Source organism: Marinobacter piscis, assembly GCF_007671655.1.
Classification (GTDB): Bacteria; Pseudomonadota; Gammaproteobacteria; order Pseudomonadales; family Oleiphilaceae; genus Marinobacter; species Marinobacter piscensis.
In genome coordinates this window covers 1012009-1035684 of sequence record NZ_VCGX01000001.1, presented here as the reverse complement: position 1 = coordinate 1035684, position 23676 = coordinate 1012009, and the positions used below count along the sequence as shown (strand labels likewise).

The following is a 23676-nucleotide window of genomic DNA, read 5'->3' as shown; positions in this document are numbered from 1 at the left end:
TCCGGGCTCAGTTTGTAATTATTTAAGAGTTCACATGCCTCTCGGCGCAGTCACGACCGGCGGTCAACAACCTGAACGCGGTTGCTATTTGTGTTATTTCCGTTTTGTGGCCACTGATTACATCGCCGTACAGAAACGACTCTCCGAGCCGCACAATCAGGAAAGCCAGGTCGTCTTCATCAATTGGCGGGACCCAGTTGGTGTTTCGGGACTGTTCTGTGATCAACTTCCATACCGCATCCACAGACCGGGTCTGGAACAGGCTGAACTTTGAGGTAAGTATCCGGATGGCGTACTGAGGATCCTGCTGAATAAACTGCTGCAACGGCTCACTTTTCATCACTTTCCTGAGCAGTCGCTCGCACACCGAGGCAACATAATCCGGCCCATGCCCGACCGTGTCTTCATAGGTAGCGTCCAGCAACTCCCGGTAGAATGACCAGATAACCTCACCGATAAAAAGATCACGGCTGCCTACCCAGCGAAAAAGCGTAGCCCGGTTAACCCCGAGCTCTTTCGCAATGGCCCCCATGTTGATCCGTTCGCCATTCAACCAGCGCTTGCGCCCAATCTTTAATGCGTCCAGCGGCGTCACTGTACACGAGGACGCCTCGCCCGCCAGAGCTCGGGCGAGCGGGGTTGTCTCGGATTGCATCAATATTTGTTTTTGTTGCATCATGCGGCATAGTATAGAGATGTTATTGTCAGCAAAACAAGCCGGCAATGCAGGTCTTTACACTAGCGTCCAACAAAAACAAATACGAGGTTGGAAAGATGTTGCACTCCCAAATCCCTGCGGATGCCCCCTGGTTCCGTAGTTACCCCCAGGGTATCCCCCATTATCCCGAGCTTTCGGGTCATGCCGTTCACGAGATGCTGTCCAACTCTGCAGAACAGTGGCCTGACCGTATCGCAATTGATTTTATGGGCCGCCAGATCAGTTACGCTGAACTGGATAACCTGGTCTCCCGCGCCGCTAAAGGACTCCAGGACCTTGGTGTAAAACCGGGCGTTCACGTAGGACTGTATTTACCTAACACACCCCACTGCGTTATCAGCTTTATGGGAGTCCTGCGTGCAGGCGGCGTCGTCGTTAATTACTCACCGCTGGACGCCGAACGTATCCTGGAACACAAAATCGCCGACAGCGAGACAGACCTGATGATTACTGTCGACCTGCAGGCATTCCTGCCGCAAATGGCCCACTTTATCGGGAACAGCCGCCTGAAAGGTCTGATCGTCGGGTCACTGGAAGACTTTGCCACCGCAGGTAAAGAGACCGAGGAAGCCAGCAGGGCGGCAGGCGGGCAAGCTGAAGTGCCTGCTGATCACACCACTCAATTTACAGACTTGCTGGATAACGAAGGGGATTACACGTTCTACCCGGAATCGAGTGCTCAGGATAGCCTGGCGGCACTCCAGTATACCGGTGGTACGACGGGCGCGCCCAAGGGGGCTATGCTGACCCATCGCACCCTGTCGAGCGCCGTAGATCAGTTGTTATCGGGCTCGGCCACCACCATGGCACCGGGCGAAGAGCGGCTGCTCTCAGTGTTACCCCCGTTTCACATTTACTCCATTGTGATCAACACACTGTCCGGAATACGTAACGGCGCCACTATCTATTTGCAGATCCGCTTTGACCCCAAACAGGTTCTGGAGGCCATCCACAATGAGCAGATCACCGTGTTTGCCGCAGTGCCAACCATGCTTTCGGCATTGCTTGCCTACCCGGAACTGCACAACTACCGCCTCGATTCTTTGAAAATGTGCAACTCGGGTGGCGCCCCGCTACCGGTCCAGCTTCAGCAACAATTTAAAGAAAAAGCAGGCTGCACGGTCAAAGAAGGCTGGGGCATGACAGAAACCGCATCCATAGGCACCTTCACCCCCGAAGGCCTAACACCACCACCCGGCTCTTGCGGGATCGCAGTGCCGGGAGTCGATCTGCGTATTCTCTCTCTGGATGGAGAAGAGGAGTTGCCCGCCGGTGAACGTGGCGAGCTGTGCTGCAAGGGCCCTCACATGATGAGCGGTTACTGGAAGCGCGATGATGCGACCGGAGAAGCCACCACATCGGATGGTTATTACCGGACAGGCGATATTGCGTACATGGACGAAAACGGCTTTCTGTTTATCGTCGACCGCACCAAAGACATGATTATTTGCAGCGGCTACAACGTTTATCCGCGCAACATAGAGGAAGCCATACACGAGCATCCGTCTGTATCGGAAGTCTCAGTGATTGGTGTGCCTGATGAGTATCGGGGGCAGAGCCCCCGCGCCTACATCACACTGGTACCAGGCCAGCCTGAGCCGACGCTGGAAGAGATGCAGGAATTTCTGCGCTCACGTCTCAGCAAGGCTGAGATGATCCACGGCCTGGAGGTCCGGACGGAACTGCCCAAAACCCCCGTGGGCAAGCTATCCAAAAAAGAACTCTATGCCGAGGTGAACGCCGGGTAAACAGCCCCGGCTATTCCTTCAGCAACCGGCGCAGTATTTTTCCGGCGCCGGTTGCCGGCAAGGAGTCACGGAACTCGACATACCTCGGGTACTTGTACGCCGCCATGTTGTCTTTCGCCCAATCAATAATATCCTGCTCAGACACCCTGCCTTCGTAGTCCGGCTTCAGCACAACGAAAAGCTTCACACTTTCCCCCCGGCTTTCATCCGGCACACCCACTGCGGCGGACTGGGCGACAGCAGGATGATTGAGCATCAGGGCTTCAACATCTTCCGGGAAAACGCTGTATCCGGAGCACTTGATCATCTCCTTGATACGGCCGGTAAAATAAAGATAACCCTCTGTATCGATATAACCGATATCGCCTGTATAAACCCAGCCATTCTTCAAGGTGTCACGGGTTGCATCCGGGCGCTGCCAATAGCCCCTGAACACATACGGGTTGCCGACGACAATCTCGCCGGTTTCACCAGCGGGTAGCTCTTTACCTGCGCCGATATCAACAATTCGCAGTTCATTACCAGGCACTGGCTTGCCGCAACTGCCCCATTTTATTGCATCCCGGGGCATGTAGGTGTCCATTGTGTGCGTTTCACTCAGGCCATAAGAGGCTTCGTGCATCTGACAGCCCGTCAGAGCTTTCCATTCATTGGCAAGGCTCTCGGTCACCGGAATGCCGAAACTGGTGGACGGATTAAACCGCAATGCGCTCAGATCGCGGGACTGAATATCCGGCAGGCTCAGAACCGCACGATTCATCGGCGCAATGCTGTACCACATCTCCACCTTGTACTTTTCCAGCGCCTGGGCTGTTGTCACAGGATCGAACCTCGACAGAATCACCGTGGTCCAGCGTCCGTACACGCCTGCGTACAGGCCCAGACACATGCCTGCGATATGGCAAAACGGAGCAATTGCCAAAGCGGTGATGTCCAGCTCAACGCCACTGGACTGGAACAACCCGGCTGTTTTGAACGTCGCAGCCCCGACCGGCAACATTGCGCCTTTTGGTCGCCCCGTGGTACCGGATGTGAATGTCATCAGGGCAATATCATTCCTGAGGTCGACCTGCTCTGGCTCTGCGATCGGCTCACTCTGGTTAATGGCGGCAACAAGATCCGTTGTGCTGGCAGGCGCTGGCACCGTTTGAACAAGATCATCAGGCACTGGCAGAGTGGGTGAGTCAGGCAGGTAATCGGCGTATCGGGTTGTTATAACCAGTTCCAGCTTATTCAGCTTCTCCTGTACAGCCGCGACCATCGGGTACAGGTCCGTGCCACAGATCACCGCCCTGGCGTCGGCATTACCCAACTGATATTCGACTTCAGCAGTCTTGTACTGTGGATTGAGGGGCGTAATCACAGCACCAAGCATTTGAATAGCGTAATGGGCGATGATGTATTGCGGGCAATTCTGAAGATAAAGCCCGACATGATCGCCTTTACCAATGCCCCGACTTCTCAGAAAACCGGCCAGACGCTTTGTAGAATCCGCAAGTTCCCTCCAGGTGATTTCACGTCCATAAAAAATGTACGCAACCTTATCCGGTGCCTCACTGGCATTCAGTAATAAATAATCATGCAGTGGCCGGGGACCACTACGATACGTCACCTGCTTTTCGTTCTCTGCGAACTGGCTGTTATCAAGACTCATTTTCAGATACTCCTTTTTATTGTTTTAACCGGATGCTGCCCTGACAACACAGGGCTCAGGCACCATACGCCGCTTTTATGATTCGCCTGGTCGCTTTGAAGTGGTCTTCCAGCCGCCTGATTCCGGAGAACTGGGTGGTGGGGGAGCCGAAGTACCACAGAGGGGTTATGATCAGGACCACATCTTTTATTCGCGTTTCAGGCTGAAGCTCGCCCGAGCCGATCGCCAACTGAACAGCGTGCTCCACGCACTCTTCAAAAAAGCGCGACATTTCCTTCATCCCTTCGGCAACCTCCGGGCTGACGGAGCTGAAGTCAAAACGTGCCCGGGAGGTCAGGCTCCAGGGCGTGCCGCCGTCATCGGTCTGGTTGAACTCCCGGAATCGCGCCTGCAGGTCCTCAAACAGACGATCCAGACGCTCTTCCAGAGAAAGAGCAGGCGTGAGCCAGATCTTCTCAAGGGACAGGTGAACTTCTTCAAACGTTGCCGCAAACACCTGCCTGACCAGCTCCGACTTGTTGCCAAAATGGTAATGCAGGTTTGCCCGGGTTGAGCCGACTTCTTTGGCGATATCGCCATAGCTGACCGCATCAATCCCACGTGTAACAAATAATCGCCTCGCCACTTCCAGCACACGCGAGTGTGTATCGCTTGCTTTCCGACGGGAGGGAGCGGGTGATGCGGCAGTCGACATGAACTCTCCGGTGACAATTACAGGTATAGAGGCATCATTGCCAATTACTTACTTACTTGCAAGTCAGTTTCTTTTGGATAAAACTGGCTAAAGTAAAATACAGCCCTACCTGATAAAAAATTTAATAATCCGACGAGGCGCCCTGTGAAGTTCAATAAGTTACTGATTGCCAACCGTGGTGAGATTGCCATCCGGATCGCCCGTGCAGCGGATGAGATGGGCATCGAGACTGTCGCTGTCTATTCTGCAGACGATGAAACATCTCTGCACCTCGCCCACACCGATCACGCGGTACTGCTCCCCGGAAAAGGTGCCCACGCTTACCTGAACACCGAGGCAGTTGTTGATGCCGCTCTTCAGTCCTCAGCGGATGCGGTGCATCCAGGGTACGGGTTCCTTAGCGAGAACCCTGAACTGGCACGCCGGTGTGCTGAAAATGACATCACGTTTATAGGTCCCACCCCGGAAACGCTTGAAGCGCTGGGCGACAAAGCAGCCGCTCGCGCCCTCGCACAAAGGTGCGATGTGCCCGTGGTCCCCGGTACCGAGGGGCCTACGTCTCTGGCGGAAGCCACAGATTTTGCCGCCAGCCTCGGCGATGATGCCGCTATCGTAATCAAGGCCATTTCCGGCGGCGGTGGCCGCGGCATGCGCATTGTGCAGCCCGGGGAGAATATCGGGCATGCTTTTCAGGCATGCGCCCGTGAAGCCCAGGCAGCCTTTGGAGACGACCGGCTGTATGTGGAGCGTCTTATACAAAAAGCCCGGCATATTGAAGTTCAGATACTCGGTGACGGTTGTGGTAATGCAACTCACCTTTGGGAGCGAGAGTGCAGTCTTCAGCGCCGTAACCAGAAACTGATTGAGATCGCACCCTGTCCCACACTCGCCACCGGCACCCGGGATCGTTTACTGGATGCGGCGCTGAGAATGGCGCAGCAAGTCAACTACGCGGGCCTGGGTACCTTTGAGTTTCTGGTTGACGAGGCCGGCAGTGATTACTTCTTTATTGAAGCGAACCCCAGGCTGCAAGTAGAACACACCATTACCGAAGAGGTCACGGGCGTAGATCTTGTGCAATCACAGCTTGCAGTGCTCGGCGGTGCAAGCCTGACTGATCTTGGCCTGGAACAGAACCAGGTCCCCTCACCCGCCGGCTATGCAATCCAGTGCCGGGTAAATATGGAAACCCTGGATGCAGAAGGCAACATCCTGCCCGGCGGCGGTACCCTGGAAACATTCGAGCCTCCCACAGGGCCGGGAGTCCGGGTAGATACCTTCGGATACCGAGGGTATACCACCAATCCTCACTTTGATTCGTTGTTAGCCAAGCTGGTTGTTCACAGCCGCTCAAACGACTACCGCCAGGCTGTACGTAAGGCCTACCGCTCGCTCCGCCAGTTCCGGATTGAAGGGGTAAAGACCAATACGGCCTTTTTACAGGCCCTGCTTTCCAGAGCCGCGGTTGCGGACAACCAGGTCTACACACGTTATGTCGACGACCAGATGCCCGGCCTGGTTGTCGAAAGCCAGCACGAACACCCGCAACTGTTCGGATCAGCACAACCGGATAACCGCACTGAGCCCGGCCCTGATCACACGGTAGCACCTGAAGGTACAGAACCCGCCAGGGCTCCGATGCAAGGCCGGTTGGTGACAACGTCTGTGGTCGAGGGTGAAACGGTCGCCAAAGGCCAGACTCTGGCCATCCTCGAGGCCATGAAAATGGAGCATGAAATACAGGCTCCAACGGCGGGCGTCATTCGCGCTCTGCCTCTGCCAGAGGGTGATTACGTAACCGATGGCCAGGCGCTTGCCTATATTGAGCCTCGGGAAAGCGGCCAGAATGAAGAAGTTGTTGAGCAGAAAGTCGACCTTGAGCATATTCGGCCTGACCTGGCCGAGAGCCTGGAGAGCCATCACCTTACTCTGGATGAAGGACGACCGGATGCGGTCGCAAAGCGCCACAAACTGGGCATGCTTACGGCCCGCGAGAATGTTGCCAATATTTGTGATGACGGCAGCTTCATGGAATACGGGGCACTGACGTTTGCGGCCCAGAGGCGGCGCCGATCAGTCGACGACCTCAGGCGCTCCACACCTGCGGACGGACTGGTTGCCGGCGTTGGTGCCGTTAACGGTCAGTTATTCGATGAAGACCAGGCCCGCTGTGCCGTACTGGCGTATGATTACACAGTATTGGCCGGCACTCAGGGAACCATGAACCACCAGAAAACAGACCGGGTACTGCAGGTGGCCGAAGACCAGCACCTGCCGGTCATTTTCTTTACCGAAGGGGGTGGCGGGCGCCCGGGTGATACGGATAACGCCACCAAGATCGCCGGGCTGGACTCCCCGAGTTTTCTGCAATACGCCCGATTGACGGCACTGGCTCCCCGGATAGGCATTGTTTCCGGACGCTGTTTTGCCGGTAACGCAGTGTTTGCCGGTTCCAGCGACTTACTGATTGCCACCCGAAACGCCACCCTGGGCATGGCAGGGCCAGCGATGATCGAAGGTGGGGGCCTTGGGGTCTATGCCCCGGAGGAAGTCGGTCCTATGTCGGTACAAGTTGCCAACGGTGTCGTTGACTGCCTGGTTGAAAATGAACAGGAAGCGGCCCGGGTCGCACGCCAGTTGATGTCGTATTTTCAGGGCAATCTGCCGGAATGGAGCTGCCCGGACCAACGCCTTCTTCGTTCCAGCATCCCCGAAAACCGCTTGAGGTCTTACGACATCCGGGCACTGATTCAGACCCTGGTCGACACAGACAGCTGCCTTGAGCTGCGGCCGGACTTCACCCCCGGCATGGTCACCGCGTTTGCCCGCATTGAAGGGCGCCCGGTTGGGCTTATCGCCAACGACCCGCGCCACCTGGGAGGTGCTATATGTGCAAACGGTGCCGACAAGGCTTCCCGCTTTATGCAGCTTTGTGATGCTTACGATGTACCTCTGGTGAGCCTGTGCGATACCCCGGGATTCATGGTGGGCCCGGAAGCCGAGAAAACCGGGCTTGTCCGTCACACCAGTCGCATGTTCGTAACCGCGGCCAGCCTTCAGGTGCCGGTGCTGTCGATTGTGCTGCGCAAGGGCTATGGCCTGGGTGCAATGGGCATGACTGCGGGTTCTTTCCATGCGCCATTTTTCAATGTGTCCTGGCCCACAGGGGAGTTTGGGGGCATGGGACTTGAGGGGGCGGTGCGCCTCGGATACCGCAATGAAATCGCCAACGCCGGAGACGAAACGGCCCAGAAAGCGATGTTTGATAAACTGGTGGCGGAACAGTACGAGAAAGGCAAAGCATTGAACATGGCAGCATCGCTTGAAATTGACGCGGTTATCGATCCGGCGGATACTCGCAGCTGGATTCTGCGGGGCCTGAAATCCGTCAAAAAGCCCGGCCCCCGTAATGGCCGCAGGCGACCGATGATTGACACCTGGTGAGCTCCTTCTGAAAAGCTCTATCAATGAACCATTTTTTATTTGAGGCATCCATGAACAACAACAGCACACGTAATCATCCTCTGGATCAGGCCGTTGCCCTGGAGTCACTCGGTCCCGGTCGCTGGCAGGGTCATACCAGCAAGGGCTACGCCAATATGGTCGGGCCGTTTGGAGGCACAACCGGCGCTACTCTGCTCAATGCAGTGCTTTCCCATGAGGAATTGCTTGGGGAGCCAGTCTCCCTGACGGTCAACTTTACTGCCCCCGTGGCAGACGGAAATTTTGACGTGATTGCCCGGCCGGTGCGCACGAACCGCAACAGTCAGCACTGGTGGGTGGAGATGACCCAGAACGACGAGGTGGTTACCTTCGCTACCGCCGTTACTGCCCGCAGAAGAGAGACCTGGGAATCCACAGAACTCGCGTTCCCGCAAGTGCCCCAGGCGTCAGACCTCGAGCGTTTCGCGCTGGAAGGGCGCCCACCCTGGACTCACAATTACGATATGCGCTTTGTAGATGGTGCACTGCTGGGCGAGCCTAACCCGGACGAACCTTCGCTCAGCCGTGTATGGATACGGGATGAGCCGGCCCGACCGCTGGACTTTGTATCTTTGTCAGCCCTGTGTGATGCCTTCTTCCCACGCATTTTCATTCGTCGGTCGAAGCTCGCCCCCATAGGTACTGTGTCTCTGACAACCTATTTTCACGCTGACCAACAACAACTGCAGGAAACGGGGAGCGACCACATACTCGGCAGCGCGAGATCCAATCATTTTGGCAAGGGTTTCTTCGACCAGAGTGCTGAAATGTGGAGCCGTAACGGGCTGTTACTCGCCACGACCCATCAGGTGGTATATTTCAAGGAATAGGTGTTAATGCCTGTACCGCACGACTGTTGTCGGGCGGTACAGGCATAACCTTGCAGAATTACATGATAATCACGCCACGGGCATTCTTCCCTGCAACCATGTCATCAAAAGCCTGAGCGGCCTCCTCAATGGCGTAGGTGCTCGTAACAAGCTCGTCCAGTTTCAGCTTACCGGCCTGGTACAGCTTGATAATACGCGGAAAGTCATATTGTGGGCGGGCAGACCCCAGCCAACTGCCTTTCAGGGTGCGCTCATCCGCCGGTAGTGTCAGCGTTGTTAATGAGGTCTTATCTTTTGGGTCGGACACACCGACCACGACGGCGGTGCCGCCCCGGCCAAGGCATTTGTAAGCCTGCTCTACTACTGCGCCCGCGCCGACACACTCAAATGCGTAGTCCACACCGCCGGTCATTTTCTTGACCGCTTTGGCCGCATCTTCCACGTCGTTGATATTAACTGTGTGCGTTGCACCAAACTGTTTTGCCATCTCCAGCTTGGCGGGATTGCTATCGACGGCAATCACCATCTCGGCACCCGAGGTAACGCATCCCTGGATCGCATTAAGGCCTACACCACCAATACCAAAAACCGCCGCACGGGAACCCGGTTCCAGCTGTGCCGTATTGAATACGGCACCGACTCCGGTCATCACGGCACAGCCGACAAGTGCGGCATTCTGCATGGGTACTGCCTTGTCGATTTGTATGCAGTTATCCACATGCATGGTCGCGTATTCTGCCATCACGCCACAGGCTCCGAAAACGTTAAGGCTCTCGCCATTGGCGTCTTTGGTTCTTACGCTGCCATCGGGCAGGGTGTACATTGCCTTTCGAGCATTCTCACACAGTACCGGGCGGCCACGCACACACTGCCTGCACTTGCCGCACATGGAAATAAAGGAGCTGACAACGTGATCCCCTTCCTGGAACTCAGTAACGCCCTCACCGACTTCCACAACCACGCCAGCGGCTTCATGGCCAAGTACAAGGGGCGGTGGATAGGGTATTTTGCCGGTAGTGGCAGAGAGATCGCTGTGACATACACCACAGGCGGCAATTTTGAGGGTAATTTCACCGCGCCTGGGGCCTTCAACGGTGATGGTTTCCACCTGAACAGGCTGACCCCATTCACGGCAAACCACGGCTTTGGCTTTTCTGTCCATTTCAGATGCTCCCGTTCTGGCTACTAGAATTGCTCTTCAAGAATATCGAGCGTTGTTGTATCAATTGTTTTCAGCAGCTCGGCCGTTGTTATAACTCCAGGCAACTCATACCGGGCGAAATAGTCACAGGCCTTAATCTTACCTTCGTAAAATGCCGGACTCTGCTCACCCTTTCCACCCAGACCAGCTATGGCCTTCAAGCCCTGGCGAAGCCAGAGCCAGCCAACCACAACGTGACCAAAGGCATTCAGGTAAAGGGTGGCATTTGCCAAAGCTTTTTCTTTGTTACCTTTACTTTTCTCAGCATTGATTACATCTGTGGCACTCATGATAGCAGTCACCGCCTGCTCAAGACGGTCTGCAGATTCGGTAAGCCGTGGGTCCTGTCTGCCCTCGTTGATGGTTATCTCAATACGCTCCATCAGCGCCTTATAGAACCGGCCACCGGCGGTGGAGACTTTCCTGCCCAGCAAATCAACACCCTGAATCCCATCTGTGCCTTCATGGATCGGATTAAGGCGATTATCACGATAGAACTGTTCTACGGGGTACTCCCGGGTATAGCCATAACCTCCATGCACCTGGATCGACAGGCTGTTTGCTTCAAGACAGTAACGTGAAGGCCAGGATTTAATGACCGGTGTGAGCAGATCCAGCAGCCCTGCCGCCAGGCTGCGCTGCGCCTCGGTATCCGCAAACTTTTTCTCGTCCACCAGCATTGCGCCCTGCAGACACAAAGCCAGCCCCCCTTCTACATAGGCCTTCTGAGCCAGCAGCATGCGGCGCACATCCCCGTGCCGGATCAATGGCACTTGCGGCGCAACCGGATCTTTTTCCCCGACAGCCCGCCCCTGCCGACGCTCGCGCGCGTAATCCAGAGCGTGCAGATACCCCGTATAGCCAAGCATGACCGAACCCAGTCCCACACCAATACGGGCTTCATTCATCATATGAAACATAGCGGCCAGACCGTTATTGGCCTCGCCTACCAGATAACCGACCGCACCACCGTTTTCACCGAAGTTGAGCATGGTGGAAGTCGTACCGCGGTACCCCATTTTGTGAATCAGGCCTGCCAGCGAGACATCATTTCTCTCACCCAGGCTACCATCATCATTAACGAGAATTTTCGGCACCAGAAACAGGGAAATACCCCGAACGCCCGGGGGCGCGTCCGGTAAACGAGCGAGCACCATATGAATGATGTTTTCGCTCAGTTCGTGATCACCTGCGGAAATGAAAATCTTATTGCCAGACAATCGATAAGTGCCGTCCGGCTGTGGTTCAGCGCGGGTACGCAAATCACCCAGAGACGAGCCCGCATGGGGTTCTGTCAGGCACATAGTGCCAAAGAACCGCCCCGCCATCATCGGCTCAGCAAAGCGTGTCTGCTGTTCCTCTGAACCCTGAACCATAATCAGGTTGGCCGCGGCAATGGTCAGGCCGGCATAAGCCTGGGTACCCACATTGGCACCCTTGAGCATACCGACACACAACTGCGCGACCGCTGCCGGCAACTGCATGCCACCGCGCTCGTAATCCTGACCGGCCGCCATCAGCCCGGTTTCTCTGAGCACACCCAATGCCTGCTTTACTTCCGGACGCATTTCCACACGGCCGTTTTCAAAACGGGGCTCTTCTTCATCCACCAGGCGAGCGTGAGGGGCGAACTCCTCCGCAGCCACGTTCAGCGCAAGATCAAGAGCCGCCTGGAATGTTTCCCGGCTGTGCTCAGAATAGCGCTCAAAACTGAGCAATCGTTCTACGTCGTGTAACTCGTAAAGCTGAAATGCCAGATCCTGCGGATTGATGATCTTTTGCTGCACGCGTTATTACCCTCACACTGGTTTATTGTTTTTTACTGCGGGTTATTAAAGGTCGCTTACAATCAGACGACCTCAAACAGACCCGCAGCGCCCTGTCCCCCGCCAATGCACATGGTGACAACAACATACTTGGCACCACGACGCTTACCTTCGATCAATGCGTGACCCGCAAGCCGGGACCCGGTTACACCGTAAGGGTGGCCAATGGAGATGGAGCCGCCGTTGACGTTAAGCTTTTCCATGGGAATTCCGAGACGGTCACGGCAGTAAACCACCTGAGACGCAAAAGCTTCGTTAAGCTCCCAAAGGTCAATATCGTCCATGGTCAGGCCATTACGCTCCAACAGACGCGGGATGGCAAATACCGGGCCGATACCCATTTCATCCGGTTCGCAGCCTGCAACTGCAAACCCACGGAAAATGCCCATAGGCTCAATGTTATTCTTCTCTGCAAATGTGCTGTTCATTACCGTGCACACAGAGGCGCCATCCGATAGCTGGCTGGCGTTCCCTGCGGTAACAAAGTTGCCCTCGCCCCGCACAGGGTTCAGCCCTTGCAGTCCCTCAAGCGTTGTATTCGGACGGTTACACTCATCCCTGGTCAGGGTGACGTCTTTTTTGCTGATTTCTTCCGTTTCTTTATCTTTTACCAGCATTGTGGCGTCGAAAGGCACAATCTCGTCGTCAAACTTGCCCGCCTCCTGGGCAGCCGCCGTCCGCTGCTGGGACACAAGTGCATACTCGTCCTGAGCCTCACGGCTGACGTTATAGCGCTGGGCAACGATATCTGCGGTTTCAATCATCGACAGATACAACTCGGGCTTGTTTTTCATCAGCCATTCGTTGGTTGCATGAAAACTGTTGAGCTTATCGTTCTGAACCAGCGAGATAGACTCCACACCGCCAGCAACCATTGCCGGCACCTTCTCAGACACTACGCGCTGGGCGGCAATGGCAATAGACTGCAGCCCGGAGCTGCAGAAGCGGTTGATTGATAACCCAGCCGTGGTTACCGGCAGACCGGCACGAATCGCGGCCAGGCGAGCCATATTCTTGCCCTGGGCGCCTTCATGGAAGGTCGCCCCGAGAATCACATCCTCAACAATGGCCGGATCAATCCCCGCACGGGCAACTGCGTGTTCAATCACATGCCCGGCAAGGTCGACACTGTGAGTGTTGTTCAAAGCGCCCCGGTAGGACTTACCAAGCCCGGTGCGCGCGGTTGAAACAATAACTGCATCTGACATAGCACTTACCTCGAAATAAAAGTGTATCGCTTACAGGTCGCCAAACTTCTTGCCATCAGCAACCAGCTGTTTGAGAAGTGCTGCGGGCTCCCAGTGATCTGCACCCACTTCACGGTGATACTTCTCCACCGCTGCCAGAATCACATCCAGCCCGATCTGGTCGGCCCAGAACATGGGTCCGCCACGATAAGCCGGGAAGCCATAGCCATAAATCCAGACCACATCAATATCCAGGGCACGGTCCGCAATACCTTCTTCCAGGATTTTTGCGGCTTCGTTCACCATGACATACATGCAGCGCTCAAGGATTTCCTGGTCGGTGATATCGCGGGGGGTAATGCCCTGCTCCTTCCGGAATTCCCCGATAATTTTCTCTACTTCAGGGTCGGGAATCGGTTTGCGGCTGCCCTCTTCATATTTATACACCCCCGCCATGGTCTTCTGCCCCAGGCGGTTCTGCTCTGCGAGCTTGTCCATCCAGCTGGGCGCCACATTTTCACCCGCATTTCGCAGCTCTTCGCGGATGCGGTAGCCCACATCGATACCGGCCAGGTCCGACATGGCAAACTGTCCCATGGGATAACCCAGGTCTGTCAGTACCTTATCGACCTGTTGAGGTGTAGCACCTTCGTTAACCAGAGCCATGGCTTCAGCACCACGTTTGTGCAGCATCCGGTTGCCCACAAAACCGTGGCAGTTACCCACCATCACACCGACTTTCTTGATTTTCTTGGCCACCGCCATGACTGTGGCTTTCACCTCGTCAGACGTCTTGCTGCCGCGAACGTTCTCCAGCAATTTCATGACGTTAGCAGGGCTGAAGAAGTGCATGCCCACAACGTCTTCAGGGCGTTTGGTGGCAGACGCAATTTCATCAATGTCCAATGTAGACGTGTTCGATGCGAGAATTGCACCGGGCTTACACACGCTGTCCAGCCTGGTGAAGATTTCCTTCTTGACCGCCATGTTTTCAAACACGGCCTCAATTATCAGATCCGTATTCTTGAAATCATCGTAGTCCAGGCTACCGGTGATCAGTGCCATCCGGTCTTCTACCTGCTGCTGGGTAATACGTCCTTTTTTAGCAGAGTTCTCGTAGTTCTTACGGATAATACCCAGGCCTTTATCCAGGGCTTCCTGCTTCATCTCTACGATGGTGACGGGAATACCTACGTTGGCGAAATTCATGGCAATGCCACCGCCCATGGTCCCGGCACCAATGATGCCTACGCTGTTTACATCGCGGACCGGCGTATCTTTTGGCAGTCCCTTCACTTTGGAAACCTCGCGCTCTGCGAAGAAGGAGTGGATCAGCCCGGCACGCTGGGGGGAGTCCATGCACTCCATAAACAGCTCACGCTCACGCTTCATGCCGTCGGCAAACGGAAGCGTAAACGCTGCTTCCACAGCATCCACGCATTTGAACGGAGCAAACTGACCGCGGGCCTTCTTCTGCAATGCCGTGCGGAACTGTTCGAATACGTCACTGCCCTTGTCGGCATCAACTTTGTCTGTCAGGTCACGAACCCGACGTACCGGCTTGTCTTCATCCGCAACTTTCTGGGCGTAGGCCAATCCTGCAGCTTTCACATCACTGCCATCCTCAACACTGTCGACAATGCCGGCTGCCAGGGCGTCTTTCGCCGATACAAAATTACCCGTGGTAATCATTTCCAGCGCTTTTTGCGCACCCGTCAGGCGGGGCAGCCGCTGAGTACCACCGGCACCCGGCAGCAGGCCAAGCTTTACTTCCGGAAGGCCAACTCTGGCACTGCTGAGCGCAACCCGGTAATCGCAGCCCAGCGCCACTTCCAGACCTCCGCCCAGGGCAGTACCGTGGATGGCGGCAACAAGAGGTTTATCACTGTTCTCGAATTGCTCAACGACGTCGGGCAGGCCAGGCTCCTGCATGGGCTTGCCAAATTCACGGATATCAGCACCCGCAATAAACGTACGGCCTTCACACAGTAGCAGGAGCACCTTTGCTTCCGAGTCTTTTTGCCCCTGTTCCAGAGCAGCGACAAGCCCGGAACGTACTGCATGACTGAGGGCGTTAACCGGCGGGTAGTTCACGGTAATCAGGCCAACATTGCCTTCGCGACTGTAAGTTACGACATCAGACATAATTTTATCCTCGCCTTATATGGAATTTAGTTTTATTAAGCGAAACCTTTGAACGATTTAACAGAAGTTCTCTCAAGGTTTCAACCATCATTTATAACCGGGCACAAAAAAACCGCAGGACGCATCCTGCGGTTTTTTTGTGCCGGCCTGGCCCCGTCGGGGGAACAGGTTCATTTCAAAGCAGCGCTAAACCCCTAACGACTCAATATCTCCTGCCAGCATCGACAGCTGATGCGCCGTGGACTCCCGAAGCTTTTCGGCCGACACCAGATAGGAAGGCGCTGCGCAGGTCAGGGTCATCGTCGTACCGTCCTGCAAATGAACGGGCACACCCGCAGAGTTTATATTGCGATCCCACTCACCCAAGGATAGACAAAAACCGTATTTGCTGTAATCCTCCATCGCCCGGTTCAGCCCTTCTTTTTTCTCGGGCCAGGATTCGGGGCCATACTTGACCTCCAGAGCATCATCGAGAACCTTGCGCCTTTTATCTGAAACCGCGCAATAATAGGCGCGACCTGCCGATGTGGTTGCCATGGGCAACTTAAGACCAATGTCCATGCGAAGCAGAGAGGCTTCCGGAGGCAGACGGTTTTCCACATAAATCATATGCAGGCGATCTGCACAGGTAAGCCCTACAGACATATTGGTCTGGCGGGCGAACTCATCCATGTAAGGCCGCGCCAGCTGACGCACCCTGAGGTTGGAAACGTAAGCATAACCCAGCGCCAGGACGCCCGAACTCAATTGGTATTTTTCCAGCTGAGTGTTGTAGCTAAGATATCCGAGCTTGGTCAACGTATAGGTCATACGGGACACGGTGGGCTTAGGCAAGCCGGTAAGCTTGGAAATATCCTGGTTCCCCAGAATTGCTGACTCCTGCCCAAAAGCACGCAAAACATCCAGGCCACGGGACAGCGCCTCTACGAACTTCCGATCCTTCTCCGGCTTAACCGGTTCATCGTCCGCTGAAGCTGCCAGAAGCTCCGCTGACGTCTCTTTTTCCTCTAACATATGTGGCGCCCTCCAAAAACGTCACCCAGTCCTGTGCCCAGGGTCATAAATCGTATGCATATATGAGATGCGGTATTTTAATGCCTACAGCCCCCAAGTACCACAAACTCAGTAAAAACGAGCCTCAGCAATGAAACACGTGGGCACTGTGCCTCAATTTTCGCCTGATTATTAAACGAAATATTGCCCTTTCAATAAAACCTGGTACGTATTTCTGCATGCCAAAACATCCGCCCACATCTCTTATTAAAGCATGGTTGGCAAGAAAACGATTTCTAATGCCAGCAACAACAGCAGCAAAGGCACTGCTATTAATATAAAAGCACTGTTCCAGCGAAAGGCCACCACCCAGCGAGGCACCCGGCCAAAACGGGAAAGCAGCATGACCGATGGTCCGAACGGGGACAGCATCATGGCCAGGGAAAAGCCGATGACCAGGGCTGCAGATATCAGAACCGGATCCAGACCCTCTGCAACAAGCTGAGGGAGCAACCCGGCCTGAACGCTGAGCACGGTTATCGGAATGATCCCGATAACCGACAGCAGTGGCAGACTCAGCATTCCCACAACTGCAAACACCCACATGCCACCCGGGGTGGTAACCAGCCCGCTCAAAGCATCCTTTGGAATCAGGCTGGAAACCGATACCCCCAGTATTGCGGAGGCCGAAAAAATGGCCATTTCATTATGCATTGCTGATACCTGAGCTACCCCTTCCTCAAGCACCACAGCCACCGACCTTTCTTCCCACAACATATACAGAAGCGTAATGGATGGCACAGCCAGCATGGCTGCAACCGATATCTTGAAGTCAGTCACGCTGACGATAACGGCCATCAAACTAAATACGGTTAACACCAGGCTCAGCAGCCGTAATGTACCCGACGGCCATTGATCCAGAACGACGCGCTCACTGCTGACCCGGCGAAACCGCTGCTGCTCGAGCAGCCAGCCAACCACAATCAGAATGACCGCTGCGGCAAGGCCGTAGGGCAAAAGCATAAACCAGCTTAACTGTGGCAACTCGCGGGTAAGTATCGCCACCGCAACACTTGTCGGAGCAACCAAAGGAACAAGCGCAAACCCACGCAAAGCACTGGTAAGAACACTTCGCAGCCATTGCTGGCGCGACTCACCAGCGACACCACGGGCCTCGAGGGTACCTGAGAGGCTGCCACACAGTAGATTCATCATGCCAAAGCTCAGCACAGAGGCAATCCCACAACTGACCACTGCGTACTTCGGGTAAAGCCAGGTCACACGCCCCCCCAACAAGACATCGTGAATCCGGTGCAACACTTCAAAGCGTCGAACCAGGCATTGCATCATGCCCAGGCTACCAAGGAATGCAGCATAAAATGCAGCATCTGCTGACGCCTTGATCAGCCTGTCCACACCCAGCAGGCCACGTACAAAAAACCCTGCTGTAACCACCAGGGAAACAAGCAAAAGCAGGCGGGCATAGGTGTGCAGGCGCTTACCTGCTCCCAGAAAACATAAAATAAACAGACCACCCGCGACCGCACCCAACCCGGTACTGGAAAGACATATTGCAATCAGCTCCATCAAAACCGCCAGAGTTAACAGCCTGCTGCCTGCCGTTTCCATGCCTGCCCTACCCTATCCCGAGACCCGATAACAGCGCTCAGATCTGCTTGCATTTCACGCAAACCCAGATTAGTCTTTTATCAGTTAAATACAAAACATAATTTCGCCAAACGAAACTACACTAGCATAATCGTCAAAACAACCAGCTCATTCAGCCTTAACACCGCCTGCCTCCATCGGCAGCCTGTATACACCCCAGGGGAAGCATCATGAGTGCGTTTATTTATGACGGTCTGAGGACCGCTTTTGGCCGACATGCCGGCTCTCTGTCACGGATCAGGCCGGATGATCTGCTGGCAGATGTCATCCGGGCACTGGTGTCGCGCAATGCCTTCTCTTTAACAGAGTATGAAGACGTTATTGCAGGCTGCACTAACCAGGCGGGCGAAGACGCCCGCAATATCGCCCGCCATGCCGGGCTGTTGGCAGGCCTTCCCGTAGAAACAGGTGGGCTGACCGTAAACCGGCTCTGTGGGTCCGGGCTGGCAGCTGTTATCGATGCGGCACGCGCTGTACGCTGTGGCGAAGGCGGCCTGTTTATAGCCGGTGGTGCTGAGAGCATGAGCCGCGCGCCGTTTGTTATGGCTAAAAGTGAAACTCCTTTCAGCCGGGGCTTCCGGGCGTTTGACAGCACCATTGGTGCCCGCTTCCCGAACCCGCGCATTGAGAGCGCATTTGGCTCGGACACAATGCCTGAAACCGCCAATAATATTGCCCATGACTTTGGCCTTAGCCGTGAACTGACAGATCAGTTTGCTGCCCAAAGTCAGGCTCGCTATGAAAAAGCCCGTCGCTCAGGGTTCTTTAAAGACGAGATCTTGCCTGTTGACGTACCACAAGGCCGGAAAAAACCTCCGCTTCTGGTCAGAGAAGACGAGCACCCTCGCCCTGAATCAACCACAGAAGCACTTGCCGGATTACGTCCTTTATTTGAGGATGGTGTGGTCACTGCCGGCAACGCCTCCGGTATTAACGATGGCGCCGCAGCACTGATTATCGGATCCCGCGACGCGGGTGAACGTGCAGGCATAAAACCCCGCGCCCGCATTGTGTCGGCAGCCATTGCAGGCGTACCGCCCCGGGTAATGGGACTGGGGCCGGTGCCTGCCAGCGAAAAAGCTCTGGCACGTGCGGGGCTGACACTCAACGATATGGATGTCATCGAGATTAATGAGGCGTTTGCCGCACAAGTTCTCGGATGTACAACTAAACTGGGTTTAGACCCTGCGGACCCAAGACTGAACCCGAATGGCGGGGCCATTGCAGTCGGTCACCCGCTGGGCGCATCCGGCGCACGGATTGCTCTCACGGCCACCCGCCAGCTTGAACAGATCGGCGGACGGTACGCCCTTATCAGCCTTTGCATTGGCGTTGGCCAGGGCATTGCTGCTGTAATTGAACGCGTTAACAACTGATTTTTACTGAGGAGACACACAATGGCTTCCGCACCCTGGGATGACCTGCTGCACTTTGACAGCCAACTGGATGAAACCGAGCGTCAGGTTCGGGACAGCATTCGCGGCTTCTGTGATGAACGCCTGATGCCAGGCATCATTGAAGCTAACCGCCATGAACAGTTTGATCGCTCTATCTTCAACCAGATGGGCGAACTGGGCATGCTGGGCGCCACCCTGCCAGAAGAATACGGTGGCCCGGGGCTCAACCATGTCTGTTACGGACTGATCGCCCGCGAAGTCGAGCGGGTTGATTCCGCTTACCGCTCGGCGCTGAGTGTGCAATCGTCACTGGTTATGCACCCTATACATTCGTTCGGCCAGGAAGCACTGAAAAAGCGCGTACTACCAAAGCTTGCGTCGGGCGAAATGGTCGGCTGCTTCGGCCTGACCGAACCAAATCACGGTTCTGACCCTGGCAACATGGAAACCCGTGCCAAAAAAGTTGACGGTGGCTACCTCCTGAACGGTTCTAAAACCTGGATCACCAACTCCCCTATCGCCGATGTATTTGTCGTCTGGGCCAAGCTGGATGGCAGAGTGAATGGCTTTGTTATTGAGGGTGCGGACACCAAAGGTCTCGACGCTCCCAAAATCCCCGGCAAATTCTCGCTCCGCGCATCCGAGACCGGATCCATCTTTATGGACGATGTGTTTGTACCCGAAGAGAACAAGCTGGACGTGGACGGACTGAAAGGCCCCTTCAGCTGCCTCAACAAGGCCCGCTTTGGCATCAGCTGGGGCTCACTGGGTGCCGCTGAGTTCTGCTGGCACGCAGCCCGCAACTATACCCTTGAGCGTAAGCAATTCGGGCGCCCACTGGCAGCGAACCAGCTGATCCAGAAGAAACTGGTCGATATGCAGACTGAAATCACCCTGGGCCTGCAATCTGTTCTGCAGCTGGGGCGCATGATGGACGCCGGAGAGGCGTCTCCGGATGCCATCTCCCTGCTTAAGCGTAATAACTGCGGCAAGGCGCTGGATATTGCACGGGTAGCCCGGGACATGCATGGCGGTAACGGCGTCTCCGACGAGTACCATGTGATTCGCCACGTGATGAATCTGGAAGCCGTGAACACCTATGAAGGCACTCACGACGTCCACGCCCTGATCCTGGGCCGTGGTCAGACAGGCATTGCAGCGTTCAGCTAACCTGTACGGACACTGGTAACAAAAATACCCCTCACTCGGAGGGGTATTTTTTTAGCTGATCACTTTGTGATTGAAGCTCACTGTCGATCAGAAGGACAGTGTGGCTGAGGCCATCACCTGCTCATACTGCTTGCTGCCACTGCCGGCAATCTCACTAAAGTCCCAGTATGCATATTCAACACCCAGCGTTAGATTCTGATGGGCAGCCCATAGCAAGTTAGCGTGAACCGATGTGGAGCTGTCAAAGTAGCTTAACGCCCCCCCCGCCAAGGGTGCACCAGTTGGGTTAACCAAGTCATCTACGATCTCAGTATGTGAAACCGTCAGGTTTGAGCGCCAGGAGGGCGTCCAGAAGTGACGGTAGGCAGCTGTGGCACCGAAGGTCTTAAGGGGCTCAACCTTTCCTCCGGCCTGGGCTGCCAGATCCACATCAGGATATGTAAATAGCCCCATATAGCGACCCAGGGCACCATAGCTATACTGCAGCCTCAAGTCGTCTCTGCCAATGGTCGGAATACGAGCACTTAGTGAAACAGCGCCAGTGGTCTTGGTCTCATTGGCATCATTATCCTCAAAATTACGCAGTACGCCCGCGATGGAATAAAAACCGTAGTTTCCACGAATCTGGTAGCGAACTGCCAGATCCGGATAGGACTGGTCATCATATGAATCATACGGGGCCAGATCAGTCCGGAAGCCATCCTCAGGGTTTTCCAGGGAGACCATGACCTTCCCTCCGGGCGCAGCCATGTTGTACCGAATCATCGGCTGGGTGACGTAAATGAAGGCCGCCATCTTGCCCTGGTTCAGTATCTCAGGCAGTGCTGCAAGGTCGGTGAAAGTAGTATAGGTCTGACCAAAGTCCCAGTTATTCCACGAGCCGTAAGCCTGGCGCATACGCGGTGAGTAACTGTTAGATACCGTCTCATTGCCCAAACCATTCTGATCCTGATTAAAGTCCATCTCAAGATAGGTGGTCAACGTGTGGCCGGCTACATCTTCAGTTTTGGTACCAAAGCTGAAGCGCGATTCCCGGGCACTGAAACCCGTCTTCCAGTCGCTTACATCTGAATTAGCGGCAGTAGCAAAATTACGCGGTAGGCCAGTGGAGTAGGCGTTTCTTGTCCCATTCCCCCCGGAACCAACCATCACGTCCGCCTTGATAAAACCACCAAACGAGAGCGTTGTGCCCCCGATTTTGATACCACTACCGTCACGTACCAGATAGGGGTTATCACGCTCCAGCTCCGGTGCTGTATCCACCGCACCTTCAAGCCTGTGTTCAAGTGCTTCTACTCTATTCCGTAACTCCTGCACCTCTGCGCTGTCCTGGGCAAGGACGTTGGTCGCACCCAGAGTTGCCAGCGGCAATGAGGCGGCAATAATCGATTTTACGAGCGTCTTGGTGGAAAATTTCTTTATTGTTGTCATCTTTATCCTCACACACATATGGGATTTTCATTTATTTTTAGAAACACCGGTGCCAGCTGCTGTATTCCGTCTCCAAACACTCATTTCGCTGTGCAGCACTGAGAGTTGTTTATAGGTTTGCCTTGAAAGCGATACCCAGCACCCGGAGTCTTGAATATAGACAAAGGCTTTTGGATCAACAACCCTTTATGAGCACTATTTTTTTAACATCGCTTGAAATTATTCCCTTCGTGTCCCTTTATCATTGACACGAGCACCAGTTTTGAATGAACATTCTAGTATTCTGCTATGCGGTATATATTTTCACTGAACCCCGTGTGAGGCTATTCAATGAACCTGAACTACACTGAAGAAGAACTCGCTTTCCGTGACGAGGTACGCGCATTCCTCGATAAAAAGCTGCCGGCCGATATTGCCGCTAAAGTAAAGGGCTTTCGTCGCCTGTCCAAAGAGGACCATCAGCGCTGGCAAAAGATCCTGTCCGAACAAGGCTGGTACGCCACACACTGGCCAGTAGAGCACGGGGGCGTAGAATGGTCTCCGGTTCAGAAGCATATCTGGGATGAAGAATCCTCCCGGTACGGTGTTCCCCGCTCGATCCCTTTTGGCGTCAACATGGTGGCGCCGGTTATCATCAGGTTTGGTAACGAAGAACAGAAACAAACCTATCTGCCGCGCATTCTCAGCGGTGAAGACTGGTGGTGTCAGGGCTATTCCGAGCCAGGTGCCGGTTCTGACCTGGCGTCGCTCAAAACCCGCGCTGTGCGCGAAGGCGATCACTATATTGTGAATGGCCAGAAAACCTGGACCACCCTTGGCCAGCACGCCAACATGATTTTCTGCCTGGTGCGCACCAACACAGAGGTGAAGGCCCAGGAAGGCATTTCGTTCCTGCTCATTGATATGGACACCCCTGGAATTACTGTGCGCCCGATTATTACGCTGGAGGGTGAGCACGAAGTTAACGAGGTGTTCTTTGAAGATGTAAAGGTTCCCGTTGAGAATCTGGTAGGTGAAGAGGATAAAGGCTGGACGTATGCCAAGTATCTGCTGACTTACGAGCGCACCGGCCTTGCCGGTATTGGCTTGTCGAAGGCGGCACTGTCGCACCTGAAAGAACTGGCATCCCGTCGTCTTAAAAATGGCCGGCCGCTGCTGGAAGATCCGACATTCAGCCAGCGTATCGCTGAAGTGGAGATTGACCTTACCGCCGCCGGCATAAGTAATCTTCGCATTATCGCCTCGGTTGAGGGTGGGGGCGTGCCAGGCGCTGAAAGCTCAATGCTGAAGGTAAAAGGAACGGAAATCCGTCAGGCTATTAATGATCTGGCCCGCAGGGCCATTGGTCCCTACGCCCTTCCTTTTGTGGAAGAAGAGCTGGAGCTGGATTACGACGGCGAGTTCCTGTCAGACGAAAACGCTGCGCCCTTGTCCGCTCAGTATTTCAACAATCGCAAGCTCTCTATTTTCGGCGGGTCCAACGAGATCCAGAAAAACATTGTGTCGAAAATGATTCTCGGGCTTTAAGGAG

16 protein-coding genes are annotated in these 23676 nt (G+C 54.8%); 6 read left to right on the top strand and 10 right to left on the bottom strand.

Annotation, left to right across the window (positions count from 1 at the left end; all coding sequences use genetic code 11):
• Positions 1-22 precede the first annotated feature (22 nt).
• Positions 23-655, bottom strand: a complete 633-nt coding sequence (locus tag FFI95_RS04730; protein WP_144821224.1) for a QsdR family transcriptional regulator — start codon at positions 653-655, stop codon at positions 23-25.
• A 119-nt stretch (positions 656-774) separates the two neighbouring features.
• Between FFI95_RS04730 and FFI95_RS04725 the strand changes: the two genes are divergently transcribed.
• Positions 775-2466 carry a long-chain-fatty-acid--CoA ligase gene (locus FFI95_RS04725; protein WP_144821223.1) on the top strand — a complete coding sequence of 564 codons (1692 nt, stop codon included), beginning with the start codon at positions 775-777 and terminating at the stop codon, positions 2464-2466.
• A gap of 10 nt (positions 2467-2476) precedes the next feature.
• Here FFI95_RS04725 and FFI95_RS04720 read toward each other — a convergent pair whose 3' ends face one another.
• Positions 2477-4120: an AMP-binding protein gene (locus tag FFI95_RS04720; RefSeq protein WP_144821222.1), complete on the bottom strand. Its 1644-nt coding sequence runs from the start codon at positions 4118-4120 to the stop codon at positions 2477-2479.
• 55 nt (positions 4121-4175) lie between these two features.
• The gene (locus tag FFI95_RS04715; protein WP_144821221.1) at positions 4176-4814 is read right to left on the bottom strand and encodes a TetR/AcrR family transcriptional regulator; all 639 of its coding nucleotides are present in this window, start codon (positions 4812-4814) and stop codon (positions 4176-4178) included.
• A 144-nt stretch (positions 4815-4958) separates the two neighbouring features.
• Between FFI95_RS04715 and FFI95_RS04710 the strand changes: the two genes are divergently transcribed.
• Entirely contained in the window at positions 4959-8258 is a 3300-nt protein-coding gene (locus tag FFI95_RS04710; RefSeq protein ID WP_144821220.1) for a carboxyl transferase domain-containing protein, read from the top strand.
• 23 nt (positions 8259-8281) lie between these two features.
• Positions 8282-9127 (top strand): acyl-CoA thioesterase, encoded by an 846-nt coding sequence (locus tag FFI95_RS04705; RefSeq protein WP_246069388.1) that lies wholly within the window; start codon positions 8282-8284, stop codon positions 9125-9127.
• A 58-nt stretch (positions 9128-9185) separates the two neighbouring features.
• Here the strand turns inward: FFI95_RS04705 and FFI95_RS04700 are convergent, their stop codons facing one another.
• From FFI95_RS04700 to FFI95_RS04675, 6 genes are all read right to left on the bottom strand, one after another.
• Positions 9186-10289, bottom strand: coding sequence for a zinc-binding dehydrogenase (locus FFI95_RS04700; protein WP_144821219.1), 1104 nt, complete (start codon positions 10287-10289; stop codon positions 9186-9188).
• Positions 10290-10312: 23 nt separating this feature from the next.
• Positions 10313-12115: an acyl-CoA dehydrogenase gene (locus tag FFI95_RS04695; RefSeq protein WP_144821218.1), complete on the bottom strand. Its 1803-nt coding sequence runs from the start codon at positions 12113-12115 to the stop codon at positions 10313-10315.
• A gap of 62 nt (positions 12116-12177) precedes the next feature.
• Positions 12178-13362 (bottom strand): acetyl-CoA C-acyltransferase, encoded by a 1185-nt coding sequence (locus tag FFI95_RS04690; RefSeq protein WP_144821217.1) that lies wholly within the window; start codon positions 13360-13362, stop codon positions 12178-12180.
• 30 nt (positions 13363-13392) lie between these two features.
• Positions 13393-15486 (bottom strand): 3-hydroxyacyl-CoA dehydrogenase NAD-binding domain-containing protein, encoded by a 2094-nt coding sequence (locus FFI95_RS04685; RefSeq protein ID WP_144821216.1) that lies wholly within the window; start codon positions 15484-15486, stop codon positions 13393-13395.
• A gap of 186 nt (positions 15487-15672) precedes the next feature.
• Complete coding sequence (locus FFI95_RS04680) at positions 15673-16500, bottom strand: IclR family transcriptional regulator (RefSeq protein ID WP_144821215.1); 828 nt, start codon at positions 16498-16500, stop codon at positions 15673-15675.
• Positions 16501-16746: 246 nt separating this feature from the next.
• Complete coding sequence (locus FFI95_RS04675) at positions 16747-18108, bottom strand: hypothetical protein (protein ID WP_144821214.1); 1362 nt, start codon at positions 18106-18108, stop codon at positions 16747-16749.
• 209 nt (positions 18109-18317) lie between these two features.
• Between FFI95_RS04675 and FFI95_RS04670 the strand changes: the two genes are divergently transcribed.
• The gene (locus FFI95_RS04670; RefSeq protein WP_144821213.1) at positions 18318-19523 is read left to right on the top strand and encodes a 3-oxoadipyl-CoA thiolase; all 1206 of its coding nucleotides are present in this window, start codon (positions 18318-18320) and stop codon (positions 19521-19523) included.
• Positions 19524-19544: 21 nt separating this feature from the next.
• Complete coding sequence (locus FFI95_RS04665; protein ID WP_144821212.1) at positions 19545-20714, top strand: acyl-CoA dehydrogenase; 1170 nt, start codon at positions 19545-19547, stop codon at positions 20712-20714.
• An 87-nt stretch (positions 20715-20801) separates the two neighbouring features.
• On the opposite strand, the gene FFI95_RS04660 is transcribed toward FFI95_RS04665, so the two are convergent.
• Positions 20802-22145, bottom strand: coding sequence for a porin (locus tag FFI95_RS04660; protein WP_144821211.1), 1344 nt, complete (start codon positions 22143-22145; stop codon positions 20802-20804).
• Between the two features lie 330 nt (positions 22146-22475).
• Here FFI95_RS04660 and FFI95_RS04655 point away from each other — a divergent pair, with 330 nt between their 5' ends.
• A complete protein-coding gene (locus tag FFI95_RS04655) occupies positions 22476-23672 on the top strand; it encodes an acyl-CoA dehydrogenase family protein (RefSeq protein ID WP_144821210.1) in 1197 nt (398 codons plus the stop codon).
• The last annotated feature ends 4 nt before the right edge of the window (positions 23673-23676 follow it).

Bases quoted from the DNA above. Each gene is read 5' to 3' on its own strand.
- FFI95_RS04685 (WP_144821216.1), bottom strand. From the start codon at position 15,486: ATGTCTGATGTCGTAACTTACAGTCGCGAAGGCAATGTTGGCCTGATT.
- FFI95_RS04670 (WP_144821213.1), top strand. From the start codon at position 18,318: ATGAGTGCGTTTATTTATGACGGTCTGAGGACCGCTTTTGGCCGACAT.
- FFI95_RS04660 (WP_144821211.1), bottom strand. From the start codon at position 22,145: ATGACAACAATAAAGAAATTTTCCACCAAGACGCTCGTAAAATCGATT.
- FFI95_RS04725 (WP_144821223.1), top strand. From the start codon at position 775: ATGTTGCACTCCCAAATCCCTGCGGATGCCCCCTGGTTCCGTAGTTAC.
- FFI95_RS04700 (WP_144821219.1), bottom strand. From the start codon at position 10,289: ATGGACAGAAAAGCCAAAGCCGTGGTTTGCCGTGAATGGGGTCAGCCT.
- FFI95_RS04730 (WP_144821224.1), bottom strand. From the start codon at position 655: ATGCAATCCGAGACAACCCCGCTCGCCCGAGCTCTGGCGGGCGAGGCG.
- FFI95_RS04720 (WP_144821222.1), bottom strand. From the start codon at position 4,120: ATGAGTCTTGATAACAGCCAGTTCGCAGAGAACGAAAAGCAGGTGACG.
- FFI95_RS04675 (WP_144821214.1), bottom strand. From the start codon at position 18,108: ATGGAAACGGCAGGCAGCAGGCTGTTAACTCTGGCGGTTTTGATGGAG.
- FFI95_RS04715 (WP_144821221.1), bottom strand. From the start codon at position 4,814: ATGTCGACTGCCGCATCACCCGCTCCCTCCCGTCGGAAAGCAAGCGAT.
- FFI95_RS04680 (WP_144821215.1), bottom strand. From the start codon at position 16,500: ATGTTAGAGGAAAAAGAGACGTCAGCGGAGCTTCTGGCAGCTTCAGCG.
- FFI95_RS04665 (WP_144821212.1), top strand. From the start codon at position 19,545: ATGGCTTCCGCACCCTGGGATGACCTGCTGCACTTTGACAGCCAACTG.
- FFI95_RS04655 (WP_144821210.1), top strand. From the start codon at position 22,476: ATGAACCTGAACTACACTGAAGAAGAACTCGCTTTCCGTGACGAGGTA.
- FFI95_RS04705 (WP_246069388.1), top strand. From the start codon at position 8,282: ATGAACCATTTTTTATTTGAGGCATCCATGAACAACAACAGCACACGT.
- FFI95_RS04690 (WP_144821217.1), bottom strand. From the start codon at position 13,362: ATGTCAGATGCAGTTATTGTTTCAACCGCGCGCACCGGGCTTGGTAAG.